The following is a 17,131-nucleotide window of genomic DNA, read 5'->3' on the forward strand; positions in this document are numbered from 1 at the left end:
CCCAGAACTGGGGAAGGCAGGAAAGAAAAGGGTTGGAAATATAGGTGAAAATGAGTTTTATGGATGGACTTGAGGTTTGACGATATCTTGTTTTTTAAGCAATATTTAAATCTAATTTTCTAACACCGAGAGCGTGATTTTCCCAAAGTAAGTCCATTACAATCTCTGCCTGTGTTTCTTTACACTCAATGATTAGCACAACCTCCGTAGCCTTTAATTTCTATTGAGTCTATGTTAAATACTCTGATTTCAGCATCTTCTCTGGTTGCTAAGATATATTGATGATTGAGATCGACTGCAGATCGATAGGAATCCCAAATGGAGAAAATAAGAGTCGGTAAATATAGCAGTACCCAATTTATATTGAGAACGTCCTTAGCCATTTGGAATTCGCCGATAAAGGAATATAGAATTGCAAGGTTAATATGAGCATTAAAGTTTACATACAGTTCCCAAACAAACAAAAGATATCCCCTTAGGTATTTGTCTAACATGAAATGGCCTATGCCTGGGAAAGCAAGAGACGCAAAAGCGACCATGAAAGGATTTCTTAAATATAGTTGCGTTGTACCAAGTGTACCGACATATGCCTTGTAACGTCTGACCGGTGAATTTAATTCGGGTCTATCCATTCTACCTCCAAAAAGACATACAATATTAGTATGTCCTGATTTTTAATGGATGACTCAGTCAGCGAAGGGTTAACTGATCCATTCTGTTTAAGCAGACTTCCCAAGAGGATGTTCAGAGCATAAACAAGGATTTTAACCTACGTTCACAAAGAATTCTTCCACCTCGTTAGGAGGGGGTGAATTTCTGATCTCCTGTTGTTATTTGCAGTACCTATAGAGCAGGAAGCACCCACCTCTTAGGTGGTGTGTGTTCATAATGAACTGGCCAAACTGAATAGAATTCTCAGAGAGACTGACCTGAAAATTGAGCCTCTGGTAGAGGTTGTGTTTTTGTGTTTAAGACAGGTGTTGGAGTTAGAGAGATATTAGTATAATATTATGGGTGTCAAAGAGTCGTTAGAAGTTCTAGTTTACTGAGTAAGATGAAACCGTCAGGTCGGAGAAAGGATGGTGGGGCAGTGGAAAGAACGTTGGTTATATTGATTATACTAACATCTATTATTCACCTTGTTGATACCCTGGCCTATTCGGTAAGGTTGAACTCTGTTAAGAGTGGGCAAGTTGCGTTATCCTTTTCTCTATTTAATCTCATCGCACTTGTGTCGCGTACTGCAAATACCTTTCTAGCCCCATTAATTGCGGGTATCATTGTTTTGAGTATTACACGAGGATTAGATCCGATAATGGATATGCGTAAAGTAATTCTTGCTGCAACATTCGGAACTCTTGCGGGGGTAATTTTAATTCCATCATTCCTAAGGATTTTTGAGAAAGCTGTAAACCGCTTAGAAGTAACGGGGTCTGTCCCTTCCCTTGTTGTTGAAGCCTTACAGATAAACAATATTAAACGGATAGTAAAAAATGTCACTAAACCCTCCAAGACAATGTTAGAAAGATTAAGGTATCGAGAAATTCCCAAGCGATTGATTATTTTAAATACATTAGTCACAGGAATATATACAATCGGCGTTCTTTCAGCAAGTTATGCGGCAACATTGGTTTCGGGGGATGTTAGACTTGAGGTTATTGCGTCATCTGGGATGATTAATGGGATTGCAGCAATTTTACTAACGCTTCTTATTGATCCAAAAGCAGCTATGATTACTGATCAAGCCTTAAGAGGCAAGAGACCTTATGGAGATGTCAAGGCCCTAGTGGTGCTGCTTATTTCTTCAAAGGTTGTTGGTACTTTGCTAGGCCAGGTGCTATTTTTGCCCGCAGCGCGTGTAATTGCTTATTTTTACAGCTGATTTACCTAATATTAGGGGCTGTCAAGATAACTAATTTCCAAGTAGGTCGTACTAAGAATACCCAAAAAAGTGTTATAAAGTGTTATATTATCAGAAAAAGTGAAGAAGGTGCTCTATGGATATTGAACGCAGTGATGTAAAAGTAAAATTTGATGAAAACTCCGGCCAGTATGATGGACAAAGGAAAAAACTCATCCCTTGCTTTGATGATTTCTATTCAATAGCAATTTCTCTTGCCGAAGCTAATAATAATAACCCTAATGTATTAGACGTTGGTGCAGGAACGGGTTTGTTATCTTTTCTAATCTTAAAGAAGTTCCCAAACGCTAATCTAACCTTGATAGATATATCTGAGAAAATGTTAGAAGTAGCCAAAGTAAGGTTTAAAGGTAACCTTAATGTTACTTACATAAATGATGATTATACCAACTATAAATTTAATGAAAAATATGATGTTATAATTTCCTCACTTTCAATTCACCATCTAACAGGGGACGAGAAGAAACAGTTATATCGTAATATTTATGCGTGCTTAAATGAAAATGGTGTCTTTATAAATGCAGACCAAGTTTTAGGTGAAACTCCCTTTATTGAATCCTTGTACAAAAGAGATTGGAAATATAAAGTCGAGAACAGCGGATTATCAAAAGAAGAAATTCTTTCGGCTTATGAGCGAGTAAAATTAGATAAAATGTCTACATTAGATGACCAGATAAACTGGTTGAAGGGTATTGGTTTCACAGATGTGGATTGTGTTTACAAATATTTTAATTTCGTAGTTATATATGGAAGGAAATAATCTTTATTTAGATCAGAGGGGCACATGGTTGTTTTAGAGACTTGAGTAGAACAAATAATTTTCTTGAAGAGATTTTTATAGAGGGAGGTAGCAGAGTATGAAAGTGATCGCTTTTAACGGGAGCCCAAGAAAAGGTTGGAATACAGAGATTTTATTAAGTAAGGCCCTTGAAGGTGCAGCGACTCAGGGAGCTGAGACTGAACTCATTCATCTTTATACCCTTAATTACAAAGGCTGCATCAGTTGTTTTTCCTGTAAGAGGAAAGACAGTAAAAGTTATGGTAAGTGCGCTATGAAGGACGATCTGATGCCAATACTAAAGAAAGTAGAAGAAGCTGATGCGATCATCTTGGGTTCCCCTATATATTTGGGAACGACTACAGGTGAGATGAGATCATTCCTGGAAAGGTTGATATTTCCGTACCTGGTGTATGATGAGAGTCATTCCACTCTTTTCAAAAGGAAGATTCCAACGGGTTTCATTTACACAATGGGTTTAAATATGGACGGATTGAAAGAACGGGGATATGATCAGCATTTTAAGCTTACAGACATGTTTCTGGAGAGGATTTTTGGAATGTCAGAATACTTGTCTGTGACCGATACTTATCAGTTTGATGATTATTCCAAATATGTTGCCACAGCGTTTGATCCCCAAGCAAAAGCAAAGAGAAGAGAAGAAGAGTTTCCAAATGATTGTAAGAAAGCCTTTGATATGGGCGTTAGATTAACACAACAAACTATAAAATAAAATATTACACACAAATTTAATTAACCCAATAAATAGAGACAAAATAGTGAACTCAAACACAAAATTAATGTGTTCCTGAAGGGCGTCCTCCAAGTGCACTGGTGCGCCGAGAAGGCCCGTTTGCAAGGAAAAGTATCTAAACGGGCCTAAAGACATACAAAAAAGCCACTGTGAAGTGGCTTAACATTTATAGTATAAGAGCACGTAATGATCTACCTAACACCAATATAGATCGCTGATTACCTAACTAGGATCTTCCGACCATAATCAAGCAAGTTACCACCCATAATAATGATTCGTTCGACCTTACAAGATATCTACCCAGCTATATACAACCTCACGGCTGCATATAACCGAAATTCTTACACATGCATATATCATGCGACATATGGTTGCGTAAGAAACTCAACACCCGGCAAAATCTTAGCTCGACCCTTTAGGATAAGTTAGAACCCTAAAACAATCTAAGAGACTGCCCTAAAGCTTCTCCCCACCACTAAAAGATCTTCCCTCCGACTATATACAAGCGTTTTATCACCTGAAGATAATCTTTGGCCGACCCATATACACCCGGTAAAGAGCATATATAAATCTTGGCTCAACCATTACGTACCCTTATGAACATATTATGGCTTTTGGAGTCTTATTTTATTCTTGGCAATTTTAACCAATCTAACCGTGCTAACTGCAGTAAGGTGGATTCTAAATTGATATATATCACAGACTGCGGATTACAGAATCTAATCAGGCACAGACGTCTAAGACCTAGCCAAAATGGTGTGTATTCGTGTATAGTAGTAATGGTAGGAGGGATGCCATTGATATAAGTATTGTGTTAAAATTGCACTTATTTATTGAAGGTTACAGAAACATAATTTTTAAAAAAAGTGGGTTCTTTAAAGACTATATGTATTAGTGAAGGGAAGGATAGTAAAGATGAAAAGAAGATGGTTAACACTATTTGTGGCTATCTGTACAGTTGCTCTTTTAGTAGCAGGCTGCGGTCAGAAGTCTACAGACAAGAACCAAACAGGTGATCAATCCTGGAATAAAATTAAGGAAAAAGGGGAATTCGTCGTTGGTCTGGATGACAATTACCCGCCAGCAGGCTTCCGTGATAAAGCGGGAGAGTTGGTTGGCGTTGATATTGATTTAGCTAAAGAAGCAGCCAAGCGTTTAGGTGTTAAAGCTGTATTCAAACCAGTACAATGGGATGGAGTTCTCTTGAATCTAAAAAGTGGGGAAATAGATCTCATCTGGAACGCTCTAGGCATCACTCCTGAAAGACAGCTGGAAATCGGGTTTACGGAAAGTTATATGGAGGATCGGAATATTATCGTTGTAAAGTCCGGTTCACCAATTAAGTCCAAGGCGAATTTAGATGGAAAAACTATTGGACTTCAATTAGGCAGCACTGCGGAAGAAGCTGTTGCTAAAGATCCGATTTCTTCTAAACTTAAGGAAATCAGAAAGTTTGAAAGTCCGACTGTTGCCTTAATGGATTTAGAGGCTGGTCGCATTGACGCTGTAGTAACGAATGAAATGAACGCCCGTTACCTGATTACTACAGAAAAAACTGCAGACAAATATTATATTCTCACAGCAGAAGAAGGCGATTTTGACAAAGAGCCTTATGGTGTAGGTGTACGCATGGAAGATAAAGCCTTCCTTGCTGAACTAAATCGAGTTCTCAACGAAATGAAGGCTGACGGGACTGCTGCCAAAATCAGTAATCAATGGTTTGGATCAAATATCATTAAGTAAGATTGAACACCTTCAATCGAATAAACTTACATCGAAACTCGGTGAGGGAGTCTGAGATGGATTAAAAGGAATAGGAAGTTAACGATCTCTTCCTATTCCTTGTTTCCACAGAATGCTTAGCACTGGACAAGTTTTTTAACAGAGTATTTTCCTAAGCCTTCGTTTAAGGGGTATTAAAGACATTCATAAGGGGATTAGAGAAAACGATGGATTATGTTCTAACAATATTACCCGTTCTTTTAAAGGGTTTAAAGCTATCCCTAACGATTTATGGAATTGTAATTATTTTGATCTTTCCTCTAGCTATTTTGGCTGCGATCGGTAAAGTATCAGGCCCCCCAATCCTTAAAAAGATCTTATACTTATATACCTGGATATGGCGAGGCACCCCCTTGTTGCTCCAATTATTTTTTATTTACTTTGGCTTACCTTACTTTGGTATTAATTTACCGCCATTTGTTGCAGTAATCATTGCGTTTGTTTTAAATGTAGCCGCTTATGAAACAGAAATTATCCGGGCAGGTATTGAATCCATTGACAAAGGGCAGTATGAAGCAGCTAAGGCTTTAGGACTGACTTATTTTCAGACGATGCGGCGGATTATTATTCCCCAGACGATTAGACGAGTGTTGCCTGCTACCTGTAATGAGGCAATCCTTACCTTTAAAGATACTGCGCTCGTTGCCGCGATTGGTATGGGCGATTTATTGCGCTCAGCCAAAGAAGTGGTGACATCCGATTTTAAAATTACTGCTTTTTTTGTTGCTTTTGTTTTTTACCTGATTATCTCTTCCATTTTGCTTCAAGTCTTTAGCAGATTAGAGAAGAAATATTCTATTTACGAATAATAAGCCATTGCTGTATGGGGCTATAATATAAATTATTAAACGGTCGAATTTAAGGCAAACGAAGGGATAAGAGACGATAATGGATCATATGGAATATGTTCTAAGTATACTTCCGTTTATTGCATCAGGATTGAAGTTAACTGCTAAGATTTATATAGCTACCTTAATATTTGCATTGCCTGTAGGACTTTTAGCAGCTATTGGCAAAGTGAAAGGTCCGAAGATAATCACTAAGATTTTATATTTATATACATGGATCTGGAGAGGCACGCCTTTGCTTTTGCAATTATTCTTCATGTTTTATGGATTACCCATCATCGGTATTAGACTGTCACCTTTTGCTGCGGCAACTATTACCTATACCCTGAATTCTGGGGCTTATCTAACGGAAATTTTCAGAGGAGGTATAGAATCCATAGACAAAGGTCAATATGAAGCAGCTAAGGCTTTAGGAATGACTTATTCCCAAACGATGCGCCGGATCATTATTCCCCAAACTGTGAGAAGAGTTTTACCCCCTACCTGCAGTGAGGCTGTTAATTTGGTAAAGGAAACGGCACTGCTTGCAGTTATAGGAATGCCTGATCTTTTACGGATAGCTACCCAGATCTTCACCAGGGATTTTAATATCACGCCATTTATCGTGGCTTTTGTTCTGTACCTAATTATCTCTTCTGTTCTTGTTAGATTATTTAGCACATTAGAGAAGAAATATTCGATTTATGAATAGGAGAGTTGAGAGAATGACGATGATACGGATGAGTAATATTCATAAATATTTTGGTAAACTGCATGTTCTTAAAGGCGTGTCCTTAGAAGTCAATAAAGGGGAAATTATTTCAATTATTGGCCCCAGTGGCTCAGGAAAAAGCACCTTGCTCCGATGTATGAATCAATTAGAAAAGATAGACCAGGGTATTGTCGAGATAGAAGGCATTGTAGTTGAGGCTGCAGGAGATAAAGAAGGAAAGGTTGTTGCTACTCCTCAGGAAGTTAGGACTGCCTACCGGAAAATGGGTATGGTGTTTCAAAGCTTTAACCTTTTCCCGCATATGACAGCACTGGGTAATGTGATAGAAGCGCCTATGCTTGTCAACAAGGCAGCTAAAGATGATGCTTTAAAAATTGCTGAGAAGCAATTGGCAAAGGTGGGTTTACTGGAAAAAAAAGATGCCTTTCCCTCTAAGTTATCCGGGGGACAAAAACAGCGGGTAGCAATCGCACGAGCATTAGCTATGAACCCTGACATTATGCTGTTTGATGAACCGACATCAGCTTTAGACCCTGAGCTAATAGGAGAAGTCCTAAGTGTTATTAAAAATTTGGCCCAGGAGCATATGACCATGTTGATCGTTACTCATGAAATGGGATTTGCCAAAGAAATCTCCGACCGAGTGATTTTTATGGATGATGGTAAAATTCTGGAGGATAGTAACCCAATTGACTTTTTTGATAGTCCTCGTCATCCCAGAATTAAAACCTTTTTGGAAAAGATGCTGTAAAAGATTGGATCAATATCAGGCGAAACTAAACAATAGAAATAATATTCTTTTATTAAACGAGTAAAAAAAACCTCGCCTTTTAGAATTAGAAGCAGAATTTTATAAATAATTAGCAGCGATTGGTTTAACCAATCGCCTTTTTATCTTTGACTTTATAAACCTACCCCCGGTGGACTTCTGGAATAGATTAAATCTCACTGACTTCTAGAACCAAACTGTAATGAATACATCTTCATATGATTAATTAATTATTAAGATAACGATATACTATAGACCCCTCGCGTAATAGGATGATAATCTTGACTTAAGTAATCAAATCATAAAGGCGGTGAATATATTACTAGTGAAAAGAAGTACAAATCATAATCAACTGGCTAGATGCCCTTTAAAAAAGGAGGTAAGCCATGAAAAAGTGTGACGAGTATATTCAAAGATTTACCTTAACGGGTCAGGATAGTGGTATAAAGAAACTCAGTGAAACAGAAGTTGAGGAGTATAAATTAATCTATGATACACTTATCACCAAACTCATAGATACTGGTGGAGAAGTTCCCGGGAGTTCTGATATTCAAGTAATAAATAAGTTATATACCTGTAACGACGAGTGTGTAACCCCGTTAGGTCTTGTTAATGTCAGTCTGGAATACTTGGCAAAGCTGCTGACCTTTTGTAAGAAGGAAGGAATCCATTGGTTAGTGGACATTAAGGAGTGCACAGATACCCACTTTAGAGAGTTATCTTACTTTAAGATCATAGTCGATTGCTCAAAAGATAAATTTATGACGATAGCAAAAGAAGGAGGCTTTAGGTATAAAGCGATTAAATAACGCTTCGATTCATACCAGACAAAATTATAAATACAGCTGGTAGTTCAACCAGTGAATACTAAATGAGAGTTACAGAGATATACTCTCTTTTTTTTGCGTTTAAGAAGCTCAAAAAAGCTAATTTCGATATTTATCCAAAATAACGAAAATATGTTAAGATGATATAATATTAATCAATTCCGAGACACCCACTTCAAGTGGGTGTCCTTATTCTACTATCCCACCGAAGTCTCGATGTTCAGCTTTTGCTGAACGAGTTCACTAAAATCGTACAGTTGCATAAATGTATAAACGTATAAAGAAACGAGAGGTGCTTGCTGATTGATATTCTGATTATCGTCATAGGTTACCTTCTTGGCGGAATCTCAACTGGGTACTACCTTGTTCTGTTGCTTTGCCGTCATGATGTTAGAAATTATGGCTCTGGTGCTACCGGTGCTACTAATGTTGGCAGGATTTTAGGCACAAAAGGTTTTTTGTTAACGTTTCTTGGAGATGTTTTCAAAGGCTTTCTAATTCCTGCTATAGCTATTTACCTAAAACTCTCAGACTTAACTGTTGTCCTGACCGTGATTGCTGTTGTAGCAGGGCACATATGGCCGCTGCAACTTGGTTTTAGAGGAGGAAAGGGAGTAGCTGCTGCCTTTGGGGGAATAGTTGTGATTAATCCCTCACTAGCCCTGGTATTGTTTGCAATCACAATGGGGCTATTTGCACTGACCAGGAAATTTACCTTAAGCGGTCTTTTAAGTATTCTGGCATCGCCAATCATAGCATTCTTAATGTCACCGTCGGCAAATCAGGTTATCGGGATTTTGATCCTAGCAATTATATTACTTATTGCTCATAGAGGAAATATTGCGATGATACTGGAAGAGATTTCAAGGAGGTAATAGCATGAGTCGTGGTTTATCCTTTAAAATTGCTACTGAGGACTGGGAGTTTGAGCAAATTCACGCTCTTAACTACAAAACATTTGTGCAAGAAATCCCCCAGCATGGTGTCAATAAAGAGAAAAAGTTAGTAGATAAGTTTCATGAGGAAAATTCATATTGCATTTGCCTTCGCGATAGGAAGCTCTTAGGAATGCTGGCGTGTCGAAGTAAACGTCCGTTTTCACTAGACTTAAAACTGGCCGATTTAGCTACATACTTACCTCCACACAACGCATTGTGCGAGATTCGTCTCCTTTCAGTAGAAAAAGAGGTTAGGGGCGGTCGAATCCTTGTTGGATTGATGAACATGCTTATGGAATATTGTAACGAGCAGGGATACGACTTAGCTGTAATATCGGGAACGGTAAGACAGTTGAAGTTGTATCAGCATCTTGGCTTCGTACCTTTCGGGCCACTTGTCGGCAAACCCGAAGCTATGTTCCAACCCATGTACCTTGCACGAGAAACTATCGTCCAGAATCTGAATAGTTTTCTAGAACAGCAACCTAGGTTAAAGCCTGCTGTGAAAGATAGTGTCAACTTCCTTCCCGGACCTGTAAGGATTTGTGAAGCCGTTAAGGAGGCTTTTATTAAAACTCCGGTTTCTCATCGCTCCGATATATTTCTGAAAGATATTGCCCAAATCCAACATAAGCTCTCTCAGTTGGTTAATTCGAAAAGCGTTCAGATCTTACTAGGGTCAGGCACCCTCGCTAACGATGTCGTAGCTGCCAATCTTTCGAATAAAGGGAAGGGCATAGTTGTCAGTAATGGCGAATTTGGCGAACGGTTAGTTGACCATGCCCAAAGGGCTAGGCTTGATTTTAAAGAGTTTAAGAATACTTGGGGGAAGGCTATTTACTATGACCAGCTAGAAATTATTCTGGATCAAGAACCCTCCATTAAATGGGTATGGGCAGTACATCTAGAGACTTCAACAGGGGTTCTTAATGATTTGTCAAAATTGAAAAACATCTGTAAGAAGCGAAATATTATACTCTGCCTAGATTGTGTCAGCTCTATCGGGGCCTTGCCCATTGATCTAAAAGGAGTTTTTCTCGCGTCGGGCGTAAGTGGCAAAGCTCTATGTTCATATCCGGGGTTAAGTTTTGTTTTCTATAATCATGCTTTAAGTGGACAAGGTCTGCCCCGTTATATGGATCTAGAATTATATAGTAAGTCAGAAGGAGTACCCTTTACCCATTCATCAAATTTTATTTATGCTTTGCAAAATGCGTTAGATTTAACGTTATCTAGGGACTTTTCTATTAATGCAAAGTTCGCCGAGGGATTAAGAAGACAGTTAAGAGCACTTGGGATAAAAGTTGTAGCGGCGGAGGAATACGCGTCCCCCAATGTTATAAGCTTTGAACTTCCCAGGGATCTCAGTTCAGAAACGATAGGGGCGAGGCTGGAAAATGGGGGCTATTTTCTTAGCTATCGAAGCTCCTATTTACTTAAGCGAAATTGGCTTCAAGTTTGCTTAATGGGAGAGTATGATCAGCGGGATATAGAAGCTTTTCCTTCGATCTTAGCTTCCTGCTTGGATATGGAAGAGGATGGGATTTTAAAGGCAAAATAAAAAGGAGTCTGTTTTATGAGCAAACCAAAGGCTTACGAAGTTAGGATGCACTCAATAGCGAGCATAGGCGGAAATATATGGAGTTTGATGGTATTGCGAAGTGCAGTCTATACCTTAAACAGCAAACGTCAAAAATGGTAGTCTAAATCACTATTCTTTCATAGCTGCTCTTTAATTTCGATCAAAATCATGGTATTATGCAAACTAAGAGAATTCTGCGTCTACTATTTTGCGCGACAAGGCCATAGACAAAGTGCTATGGCCTTAAACATATTTTAAGGATCATAGATAAGGGCTAATTTACTTAATGTATCTAAAAACTAACTAATGGAGGATGATATGGGATCACAAGCTGTAAAACGTATTTACGTGGAAAAAAGGCCTGGCTATGATATTGAAGCCCAGGGTCTGTACAATGATCTTCTGGAAAATTTAGGGATGCTAGGTTTGCAAGGGTTAAGAGTAATTAACCGTTATGATATTTCTGGAATTACGGACGAGGAGTATGCAAAGTCCCGTCCGATTATCTTTGCTGAGCCTCCATTGGATTTGGTGTACGACGAAAATATTGAAATTTCCCCACAGGACCAAGTTTTTGCTATGGAATATCTGCCCGGTCAGTATGACCAGCGAGCGGATTCTGCTGCTCAATGTGTACAGATTCTGACCCAAAAAGAGCGGCCAACGATTGCTTCAGCTAAGGTTATAGTATTAAAGGGTCAACTGTCCGCGATGGATTTTCACAAAATTAAAGATTACTGCATTAATCCAGTCGAATCTCGGGAAGCTGCTTTAGAGAAGCCCGAAAGCTTAGAATTTGAAGCTGTGACCCCTCCAAATGTCGTAATACTTGATCGCTTTATTGAGAAGTCGTCTGAAGAACTGAAAGCGTTCTTTAATGAAACGGGCTTAGCAATGAGCTATGAAGATTTAGCATTTTGTCAAGCATACTTCCGAGATACAGAAAAACGAAATCCAACGATTACTGAGATTCGAGTTATCGACACTTACTGGTCGGATCATTGTCGGCATACGACCTTTAATACAAAGATCGAAGAGGTTGCTTTTCCAGAAGGAGATTTTGCTCACCCATTAACCAAAGCCTATCATGAGTATCTCATGTCAAGGTATTATGTTTATGGAAAAAATCCTACTGATCGAGATGTTTGTCTCATGGACATCGCTGTTTTGGGTATGAAAGAGTTGAAGAAAAAAGGGCTCTTACCTGATCTTGACCTATCAGATGAGATCAATGCCTGCAGTATAGTGGTAAATGTCGATGTCAACGGTCAAAATGAAGAGTGGCTGGTTATGTTTAAAAACGAGACCCATAACCATCCGACAGAAATCGAACCCTTCGGCGGGGCAGCTACCTGTCTGGGAGGGGCCATTCGAGATCCCCTGTCTGGCCGTACCTATGTGTATCAAGCCATGCGCGTGACAGGAAGCGGAGATCCAAGGGCAAAGCTTGAAGATACTCTCCCCGGCAAACTGCCCCAGAGGAAGATCACCAGAGGTGCGGCTGCCGGTTATAGTTCCTATGGAAATCAAATCGGACTGGCGACAGGTCAAGTAACGGAAGTCTATGATGAAGGTTTTGTGGCCAAACGGATGGAAATTGGGGCAGTCATTGCGGCCGCTCCCCGGGAAAATGTAGTACGTGAAGCCCCTGAAGCTGGGGATGTTGTCGTACTTGTCGGCGGAAGAACGGGCAGGGACGGATGTGGCGGTGCAACTGGATCTTCTAAAGAGCACACCACGGAGTCTCTACTGACTTGTGGGGCGGAAGTACAAAAAGGTAATCCTCCCACAGAACGAAAAATTCAGAGACTTTTCCGTAATGCTAACGTCAGTAAGCTAATCAAACGGTGCAACGATTTTGGAGCAGGCGGGGTATCGGTTGCTATCGGTGAATTAACGGATGGCTTAGAGATTAACTTAGATGCAGTTCCGAAAAAATATGAAGGTCTTGATGGGACAGAACTTGCGATTTCTGAATCCCAAGAACGAATGGCAGTCGTTATTCGCGTTCAAGATTTTGAGGCTTTTGCCAAGTATGCTCATGAGGAAAACCTAGAAGCAACCTTAGTTGCTAAGGTTAGTACTGACCCTAGACTTATAATGGTTTGGCGCGGGCAGGCGATTGTCGATCTCAGTCGAGAATTTCTCAATACAAATGGAGTTAAGCAAACGACGAAGGTTAAGGTCACTCTTCCGGAAGGGAATCACAACTATTTTAGCAAGTTGCCAGAAGCTGTCGAACAAAAGCTAGCTTCTCATAATGTTCCGAACTCAGGCGCAATCTTAAAAGAGGCCTGGCTTGCTAATTTGAGTGATTTAAACGTCTGCAGCCAAAAGGGGTTGGTGGAGAGGTTTGACAGTACTATCGGAATGTCGTCCGTCTTGATGCCTTTAGGTGGTAAGTATCAGGCTACTCCGGCTGAAGGTATGGTGGCTAAGATTCCCGTCTTAGCGGGGGAAACAAATACGGCTACCATAATGACCTATGGCTATAATCCGCAATTGGCAAAGTGGAGTCCTTTTCACGGTGCCTTATATGCCGTGGTAGATGCGGTAACTAAGACTGTGGCCCTGGGCGGGGATTATCACAAGGTTCGACTTACCCTGCAGGAGTATTTCGAACGATTAGGAACAGATCCCGAAAAATGGGGAAAACCTTTCAGCGCTTTGTTAGGAGCTTTTTATGCTCAGAAAAAACTTGGAATTCCGGCGATCGGTGGAAAAGACAGCATGTCTGGAACCTTCATGGATTTGCACGTTCCTCCCACATTGGTTGCTTTTGCAGTCAATGTGGTCGAGGCTGATAAGGTTGTCTCCCAAGAGTTCAAAAAGCCTGGCAGTATGGTTGTTTTAGTGAAAGCCACTCGGGATGAGCATGAAGTCCCTGATTTTGAACAACTAAGCAAAAACTACTTGAAAATTAACGAGTTGATCCATTCCGGAAGCGTCTTGGCATCTCATACTGTCAGGATGGGAGGACTGGCGGCGGCACTTAGCAAAATGTCCTTCGGTAATCGAGTTGGGATGACCTTAGACAGTTCAATAGATATTAATAGTCTGTTTACTGCTGATTATGGTTCAATAATCTTAGAAATAGAAGAAACGGTTGATCTGGCAAAAGCCTTCAGCGGGGTAGACTTCCAATTGCTCGGTGTAACTCAGGAAAACCCGATCATTACGATTAATGACGTGAATATTGAGCTGGAAACCGCTTTGCAGGCCTGGGAAAAGCCACTGGAAAAAATCTTTCCAACTCAAACGGAAAAAGTCGCCGAGCCACAAAAAGTGAGCTTCAACCTGAGAAATAATCAAACTCCATCAACTAAAGTGGCTAAACCAAGAATCTTTATTCCAGTTTTCCCGGGGACCAATTGTGAGTACGATTCAGCCAAAGCTTTTGAGAAAGCCGGAGGGATCGTTGAAACCTTGGTGATTAGAAATTTGACGGCAACTGATGTGGAGCAATCTATCCAAGAGATGGTTAAAAAGATACAGAAGGCTCAAATCGTCATGCTCCCAGGGGGCTTTAGTGCGGGAGACGAACCAGACGGTTCGGGTAAATTCATTGCTACTATGTTCAGAAACCCTTGGATTAGTGAGGCGATTGAGGAACTTATGGATCAAAGGGATGGTTTGATGCTTGGTATTTGTAATGGGTTTCAAGCATTGATCAAACTGGGTCTTGTTCCCTATGGAGAAATAATCGATTTGATGGAAGAATCGCCTACCCTCACGTATAACAAAATTGGGCGTCACGTTTCCAGCATGGTCCAAACCAAAGTTGTTTCCGTTTTATCCCCATGGTTTAGCGGGGTGAATTTGGGAGACATTCATTCCGTGCCTATCTCCCATGGAGAAGGTCGGTTTGTCGCAGATCACGAAATAATTCAAACGTTAGTAGATAATGGACAGGTTGCGACTCAATATGTGGATCTTGACGGGAACCCGAGCAATGATGTTATCTATACTCCCAATGGTTCTTTTGAAGCGATTGAAGGAATCACCAGCCCAGATGGACGTATTCTGGGTAAGATGGCCCATTCCGAAAGGACTGGTCTGGAAATAGCGAAGAATGTTCCGGGTAATAAATATCAACCGATTTTTGCCGGCGGCGTTAACTATTTTAGGGGATAGACCTTAAACGCATGTCACTTACCACCAGAGGTCAACTTAAGTTGCAGGGTTTTTAATATGTTTGTCGAATTCACTAATTACAGTTAATCATTACAACAATAGGAGATGAAATTTTTGAACACTCAATTTGAAAGTGCTATTGTGACAGAACAAGGTAAAACCATTGCCGTTGTTTCTGTCCAACCGACTGTATTCCAAAATTCGTTTAACGCATCGATGGTAATCAAAGGGTTGCTCCCTGTTTTTAAAGGGATGCCTATTGTCCTTATGACTTTAGATCCCCAAGGGAATCCTGCCTATTTTGGCAGATCAGACCTTATTCTTCTTCTGGAAAATGTAAACATTAAAGAAGCACCTTGGAAAGAAGTATCTGCAGAAATTGACTTAACAAATTCTTGTCCGATGAAAGAAGCAGAAGAATCATAAGATTTTATTGAGGAAAACATGGACGTTTGGGCGAACTATCGAAAAATATTACATGTAGATATGGATGCTTTCTACGCCTCTGTCGAGCAACGCGACGATCCGTCCTTAATGGGCAAACCGGTAGTGGTTGGAGGCAGACCCAATAGCAGGGGTGTAGTTTCTGCGGCGTCTTATGAAGCGCGTAAATATGGAATACGCTCGGCGATGCCTGTTGCAGAAGCTGCTCGGCGCTGTCCTTCCGCTGTTTTCTTGCCGGTAAATGGACAGAAATACCGTGAAGTATCCTGGCAAATAAGACAAATATTTTTGACTTATACTCCTATGGTAGAGCCACTATCTTTGGATGAGGCCTTTTTAGATGTTACAGGTTCTACGAGTTTATTTGGGCCTGCAGATTTAATAGCTTTAACAATAAAACAGCGCATCCAGCAGGAATTAAACTTAACGGCGTCTGTTGGCTTAGCGTGCAATAAGTTTTTAGCAAAGCTTGCCTCAGATCTAAAAAAACCTGATGGATTCGTGGTTGTGCATCCCAATAGTATTCAAGAGTTCCTTGACCCATTGACTGTGGAAAGGATTTGGGGAGTAGGAGAAAAAACAGCGGAACAATTGCACAATCATAATGTTAAAACAGTTAGGGACTTACGCAGCCTGGAATTAAAATTCTTGACTAAGCTCTTTGGATCTTTGGGCAGCCAGCTTTATCAGTTGGCGCAAGGAATTGACGATCGACCCGTTGAAAGCGACCGGGTGGTTAAATCCATCGGTCGCGAGACTACGTTTGAAACTGATATTTCTGATACTGATGTTCTAGAGACAACTTTACTAAAGCTTGCCGTTCATGTGGGTCGGAGTCTGCGCAAAGAAGCACTCAGAGGTAAAACGGTGACCTTGAAAGTCAGGTACGCTGATTTCCGTACCCTAACCCGTTCTCGAACACTATTGCGGGCTACGGATCTTGACGACGTGATTTATCAAGAAGCCTGCAGCTTATTAAGAGAGTTATCACTTAAACAACCACTTCGATTAATTGGAGTTACCCTATCTAATCTGACCGATCAGATTCAAAATCAGCTGTCTTTGTTCGAAGAACCCCAGGTGGAAAAAGAGAATCTCACAAAGGTTCTTGATTCTGTAAAAGAGAAATATGGTGAGAAAAGCATTACAAGGGCTAGACTTTTGTAATTATAACGGTATGGGTCATTTGCCTTTTTCCTAAGCAGATGGCCTATTTCCTTATACCAGTCAACCAAAACCTTTGTTCCTAGGCAGAAAGTATAACTTATCGTTATATACTTTCTGTAAGGTCTCATGTCGACATTCTTGGTTACAGCGACAGTTGGCCATCCATGGTCAGCGGTCCATTCTCGCCATCAGCGCATCTGGCCATCAAATAGATGCTTAAATCTCAGCCTTCCATGTTCGTGTGAGACTACTGGGGTCAGTGGTTTAGAGCTAGACAAGTATTTTGAATAGAGATTAATTTATTGGTGAGTTACCTGGATGTCTGCGTAATTTATTAGATAATGTCGAAAATTTCTTTGTCAGAAACACGGCTAAACTACGTCTATAACTAATAGGTAACAGACTTGAAAGCGCAGCAATTGGGTCTAAGTGCTAGGAAACAAAAATAATCGCAGTTGAAGGAGGGAAACTGAGA

General features: G+C 40.3%; 15 protein-coding genes. 14 read left to right on the top strand and 1 reads right to left on the bottom strand.

Going from position 1 to position 17,131, the window contains the following annotated elements:
- Window positions 1-185: 185 nt before the first annotated feature.
- Window positions 186-632, bottom strand: coding sequence for a hypothetical protein (locus M8E35_RS14310; protein WP_252469854.1), 447 nt, complete (start codon window positions 630-632; stop codon window positions 186-188).
- A gap of 422 nt (window positions 633-1,054) precedes the next feature.
- On the opposite strand from M8E35_RS14310, the gene M8E35_RS14315 reads away from it, so the two are divergent.
- The 14 genes from M8E35_RS14315 to dinB all read left to right on the top strand — a co-directional run bounded on the left by M8E35_RS14315 (window position 1,055) and on the right by dinB (window position 16,656).
- The gene (locus M8E35_RS14315; protein ID WP_289710838.1) at window positions 1,055-1,882 is read left to right on the top strand and encodes a lipid II flippase Amj family protein; all 828 of its coding nucleotides are present in this window, start codon (window positions 1,055-1,057) and stop codon (window positions 1,880-1,882) included.
- 115 nt (window positions 1,883-1,997) lie between these two features.
- Window positions 1,998-2,681, top strand: a complete 684-nt coding sequence (locus M8E35_RS14320; RefSeq protein WP_252469856.1) for a class I SAM-dependent methyltransferase — start codon at window positions 1,998-2,000, stop codon at window positions 2,679-2,681.
- Between the two features lie 97 nt (window positions 2,682-2,778).
- On the top strand, window positions 2,779-3,432 hold the full coding sequence (locus M8E35_RS14325) for a flavodoxin family protein (protein ID WP_252469857.1): 654 nt from the start codon (window positions 2,779-2,781) through the stop codon (window positions 3,430-3,432).
- Window positions 3,433-4,368: 936 nt separating this feature from the next.
- Window positions 4,369-5,196 carry an amino acid ABC transporter substrate-binding protein gene (locus M8E35_RS14330; protein ID WP_252469858.1) on the top strand — a complete coding sequence of 276 codons (828 nt, stop codon included), beginning with the start codon at window positions 4,369-4,371 and terminating at the stop codon, window positions 5,194-5,196.
- Between the two features lie 206 nt (window positions 5,197-5,402).
- The gene (locus tag M8E35_RS14335; protein WP_252469859.1) at window positions 5,403-6,044 is read left to right on the top strand and encodes an amino acid ABC transporter permease; all 642 of its coding nucleotides are present in this window, start codon (window positions 5,403-5,405) and stop codon (window positions 6,042-6,044) included.
- 79 nt (window positions 6,045-6,123) lie between these two features.
- Window positions 6,124-6,774 (top strand): amino acid ABC transporter permease, encoded by a 651-nt coding sequence (locus tag M8E35_RS14340; RefSeq protein ID WP_229246018.1) that lies wholly within the window; start codon window positions 6,124-6,126, stop codon window positions 6,772-6,774.
- A gap of 13 nt (window positions 6,775-6,787) precedes the next feature.
- Complete coding sequence (locus M8E35_RS14345) at window positions 6,788-7,546, top strand: amino acid ABC transporter ATP-binding protein (protein WP_289710839.1); 759 nt, start codon at window positions 6,788-6,790, stop codon at window positions 7,544-7,546.
- Between the two features lie 404 nt (window positions 7,547-7,950).
- Window positions 7,951-8,373 (top strand): hypothetical protein, encoded by a 423-nt coding sequence (locus tag M8E35_RS14350; RefSeq protein WP_252469860.1) that lies wholly within the window; start codon window positions 7,951-7,953, stop codon window positions 8,371-8,373.
- A gap of 314 nt (window positions 8,374-8,687) precedes the next feature.
- Window positions 8,688-9,266 (top strand): glycerol-3-phosphate acyltransferase, encoded by a 579-nt coding sequence (locus M8E35_RS14355; protein WP_252469862.1) that lies wholly within the window; start codon window positions 8,688-8,690, stop codon window positions 9,264-9,266.
- A gap of 4 nt (window positions 9,267-9,270) precedes the next feature.
- Window positions 9,271-10,890: an aminotransferase class V-fold PLP-dependent enzyme gene (locus M8E35_RS14360; RefSeq protein ID WP_252469864.1), complete on the top strand. Its 1,620-nt coding sequence runs from the start codon at window positions 9,271-9,273 to the stop codon at window positions 10,888-10,890.
- A gap of 15 nt (window positions 10,891-10,905) precedes the next feature.
- The gene (locus M8E35_RS26520; RefSeq protein WP_289710840.1) at window positions 10,906-11,031 is read left to right on the top strand and encodes a hypothetical protein; all 126 of its coding nucleotides are present in this window, start codon (window positions 10,906-10,908) and stop codon (window positions 11,029-11,031) included.
- Between the two features lie 198 nt (window positions 11,032-11,229).
- Window positions 11,230-15,045, top strand: coding sequence for a phosphoribosylformylglycinamidine synthase (locus tag M8E35_RS14365; RefSeq protein ID WP_252469865.1), 3,816 nt, complete (start codon window positions 11,230-11,232; stop codon window positions 15,043-15,045).
- 105 nt (window positions 15,046-15,150) lie between these two features.
- Window positions 15,151-15,471, top strand: a complete 321-nt coding sequence (locus tag M8E35_RS14370) for a hypothetical protein (RefSeq protein WP_373887454.1) — start codon at window positions 15,151-15,153, stop codon at window positions 15,469-15,471.
- 18 nt (window positions 15,472-15,489) lie between these two features.
- A complete protein-coding gene (gene dinB / locus M8E35_RS14375; protein ID WP_252469869.1) occupies window positions 15,490-16,656 on the top strand; it encodes a DNA polymerase IV in 1,167 nt (388 codons plus the stop codon).
- Window positions 16,657-17,131 lie beyond the last annotated feature (475 nt).

It is taken from the genome of Desulfosporosinus nitroreducens, from assembly GCF_023897015.1.
GTDB lineage: Bacteria > Bacillota > Desulfitobacteriia > Desulfitobacteriales > Desulfitobacteriaceae > Desulfosporosinus > Desulfosporosinus nitroreducens.

Bases quoted from the DNA above. Each gene is read 5' to 3' on its own strand.
- M8E35_RS14350 (WP_252469860.1), top strand. From the start codon at position 7,951: ATGAAAAAGTGTGACGAGTATATTCAAAGATTTACCTTAACGGGTCAG.
- M8E35_RS14330 (WP_252469858.1), top strand. From the start codon at position 4,369: ATGAAAAGAAGATGGTTAACACTATTTGTGGCTATCTGTACAGTTGCT.
- M8E35_RS14320 (WP_252469856.1), top strand. From the start codon at position 1,998: ATGGATATTGAACGCAGTGATGTAAAAGTAAAATTTGATGAAAACTCC.
- M8E35_RS14325 (WP_252469857.1), top strand. From the start codon at position 2,779: ATGAAAGTGATCGCTTTTAACGGGAGCCCAAGAAAAGGTTGGAATACA.
- M8E35_RS14310 (WP_252469854.1), bottom strand. From the start codon at position 632: ATGGATAGACCCGAATTAAATTCACCGGTCAGACGTTACAAGGCATAT.
- M8E35_RS14335 (WP_252469859.1), top strand. From the start codon at position 5,403: ATGGATTATGTTCTAACAATATTACCCGTTCTTTTAAAGGGTTTAAAG.
- M8E35_RS14315 (WP_289710838.1), top strand. From the start codon at position 1,055: ATGAAACCGTCAGGTCGGAGAAAGGATGGTGGGGCAGTGGAAAGAACG.
- M8E35_RS14345 (WP_289710839.1), top strand. From the start codon at position 6,788: ATGACGATGATACGGATGAGTAATATTCATAAATATTTTGGTAAACTG.
- M8E35_RS14370 (WP_373887454.1), top strand. From the start codon at position 15,151: ATGAAATTTTTGAACACTCAATTTGAAAGTGCTATTGTGACAGAACAA.
- M8E35_RS14360 (WP_252469864.1), top strand. From the start codon at position 9,271: ATGAGTCGTGGTTTATCCTTTAAAATTGCTACTGAGGACTGGGAGTTT.
- M8E35_RS14365 (WP_252469865.1), top strand. From the start codon at position 11,230: ATGGGATCACAAGCTGTAAAACGTATTTACGTGGAAAAAAGGCCTGGC.
- dinB (WP_252469869.1), top strand. From the start codon at position 15,490: ATGGACGTTTGGGCGAACTATCGAAAAATATTACATGTAGATATGGAT.
- M8E35_RS26520 (WP_289710840.1), top strand. From the start codon at position 10,906: ATGAGCAAACCAAAGGCTTACGAAGTTAGGATGCACTCAATAGCGAGC.
- M8E35_RS14340 (WP_229246018.1), top strand. From the start codon at position 6,124: ATGGATCATATGGAATATGTTCTAAGTATACTTCCGTTTATTGCATCA.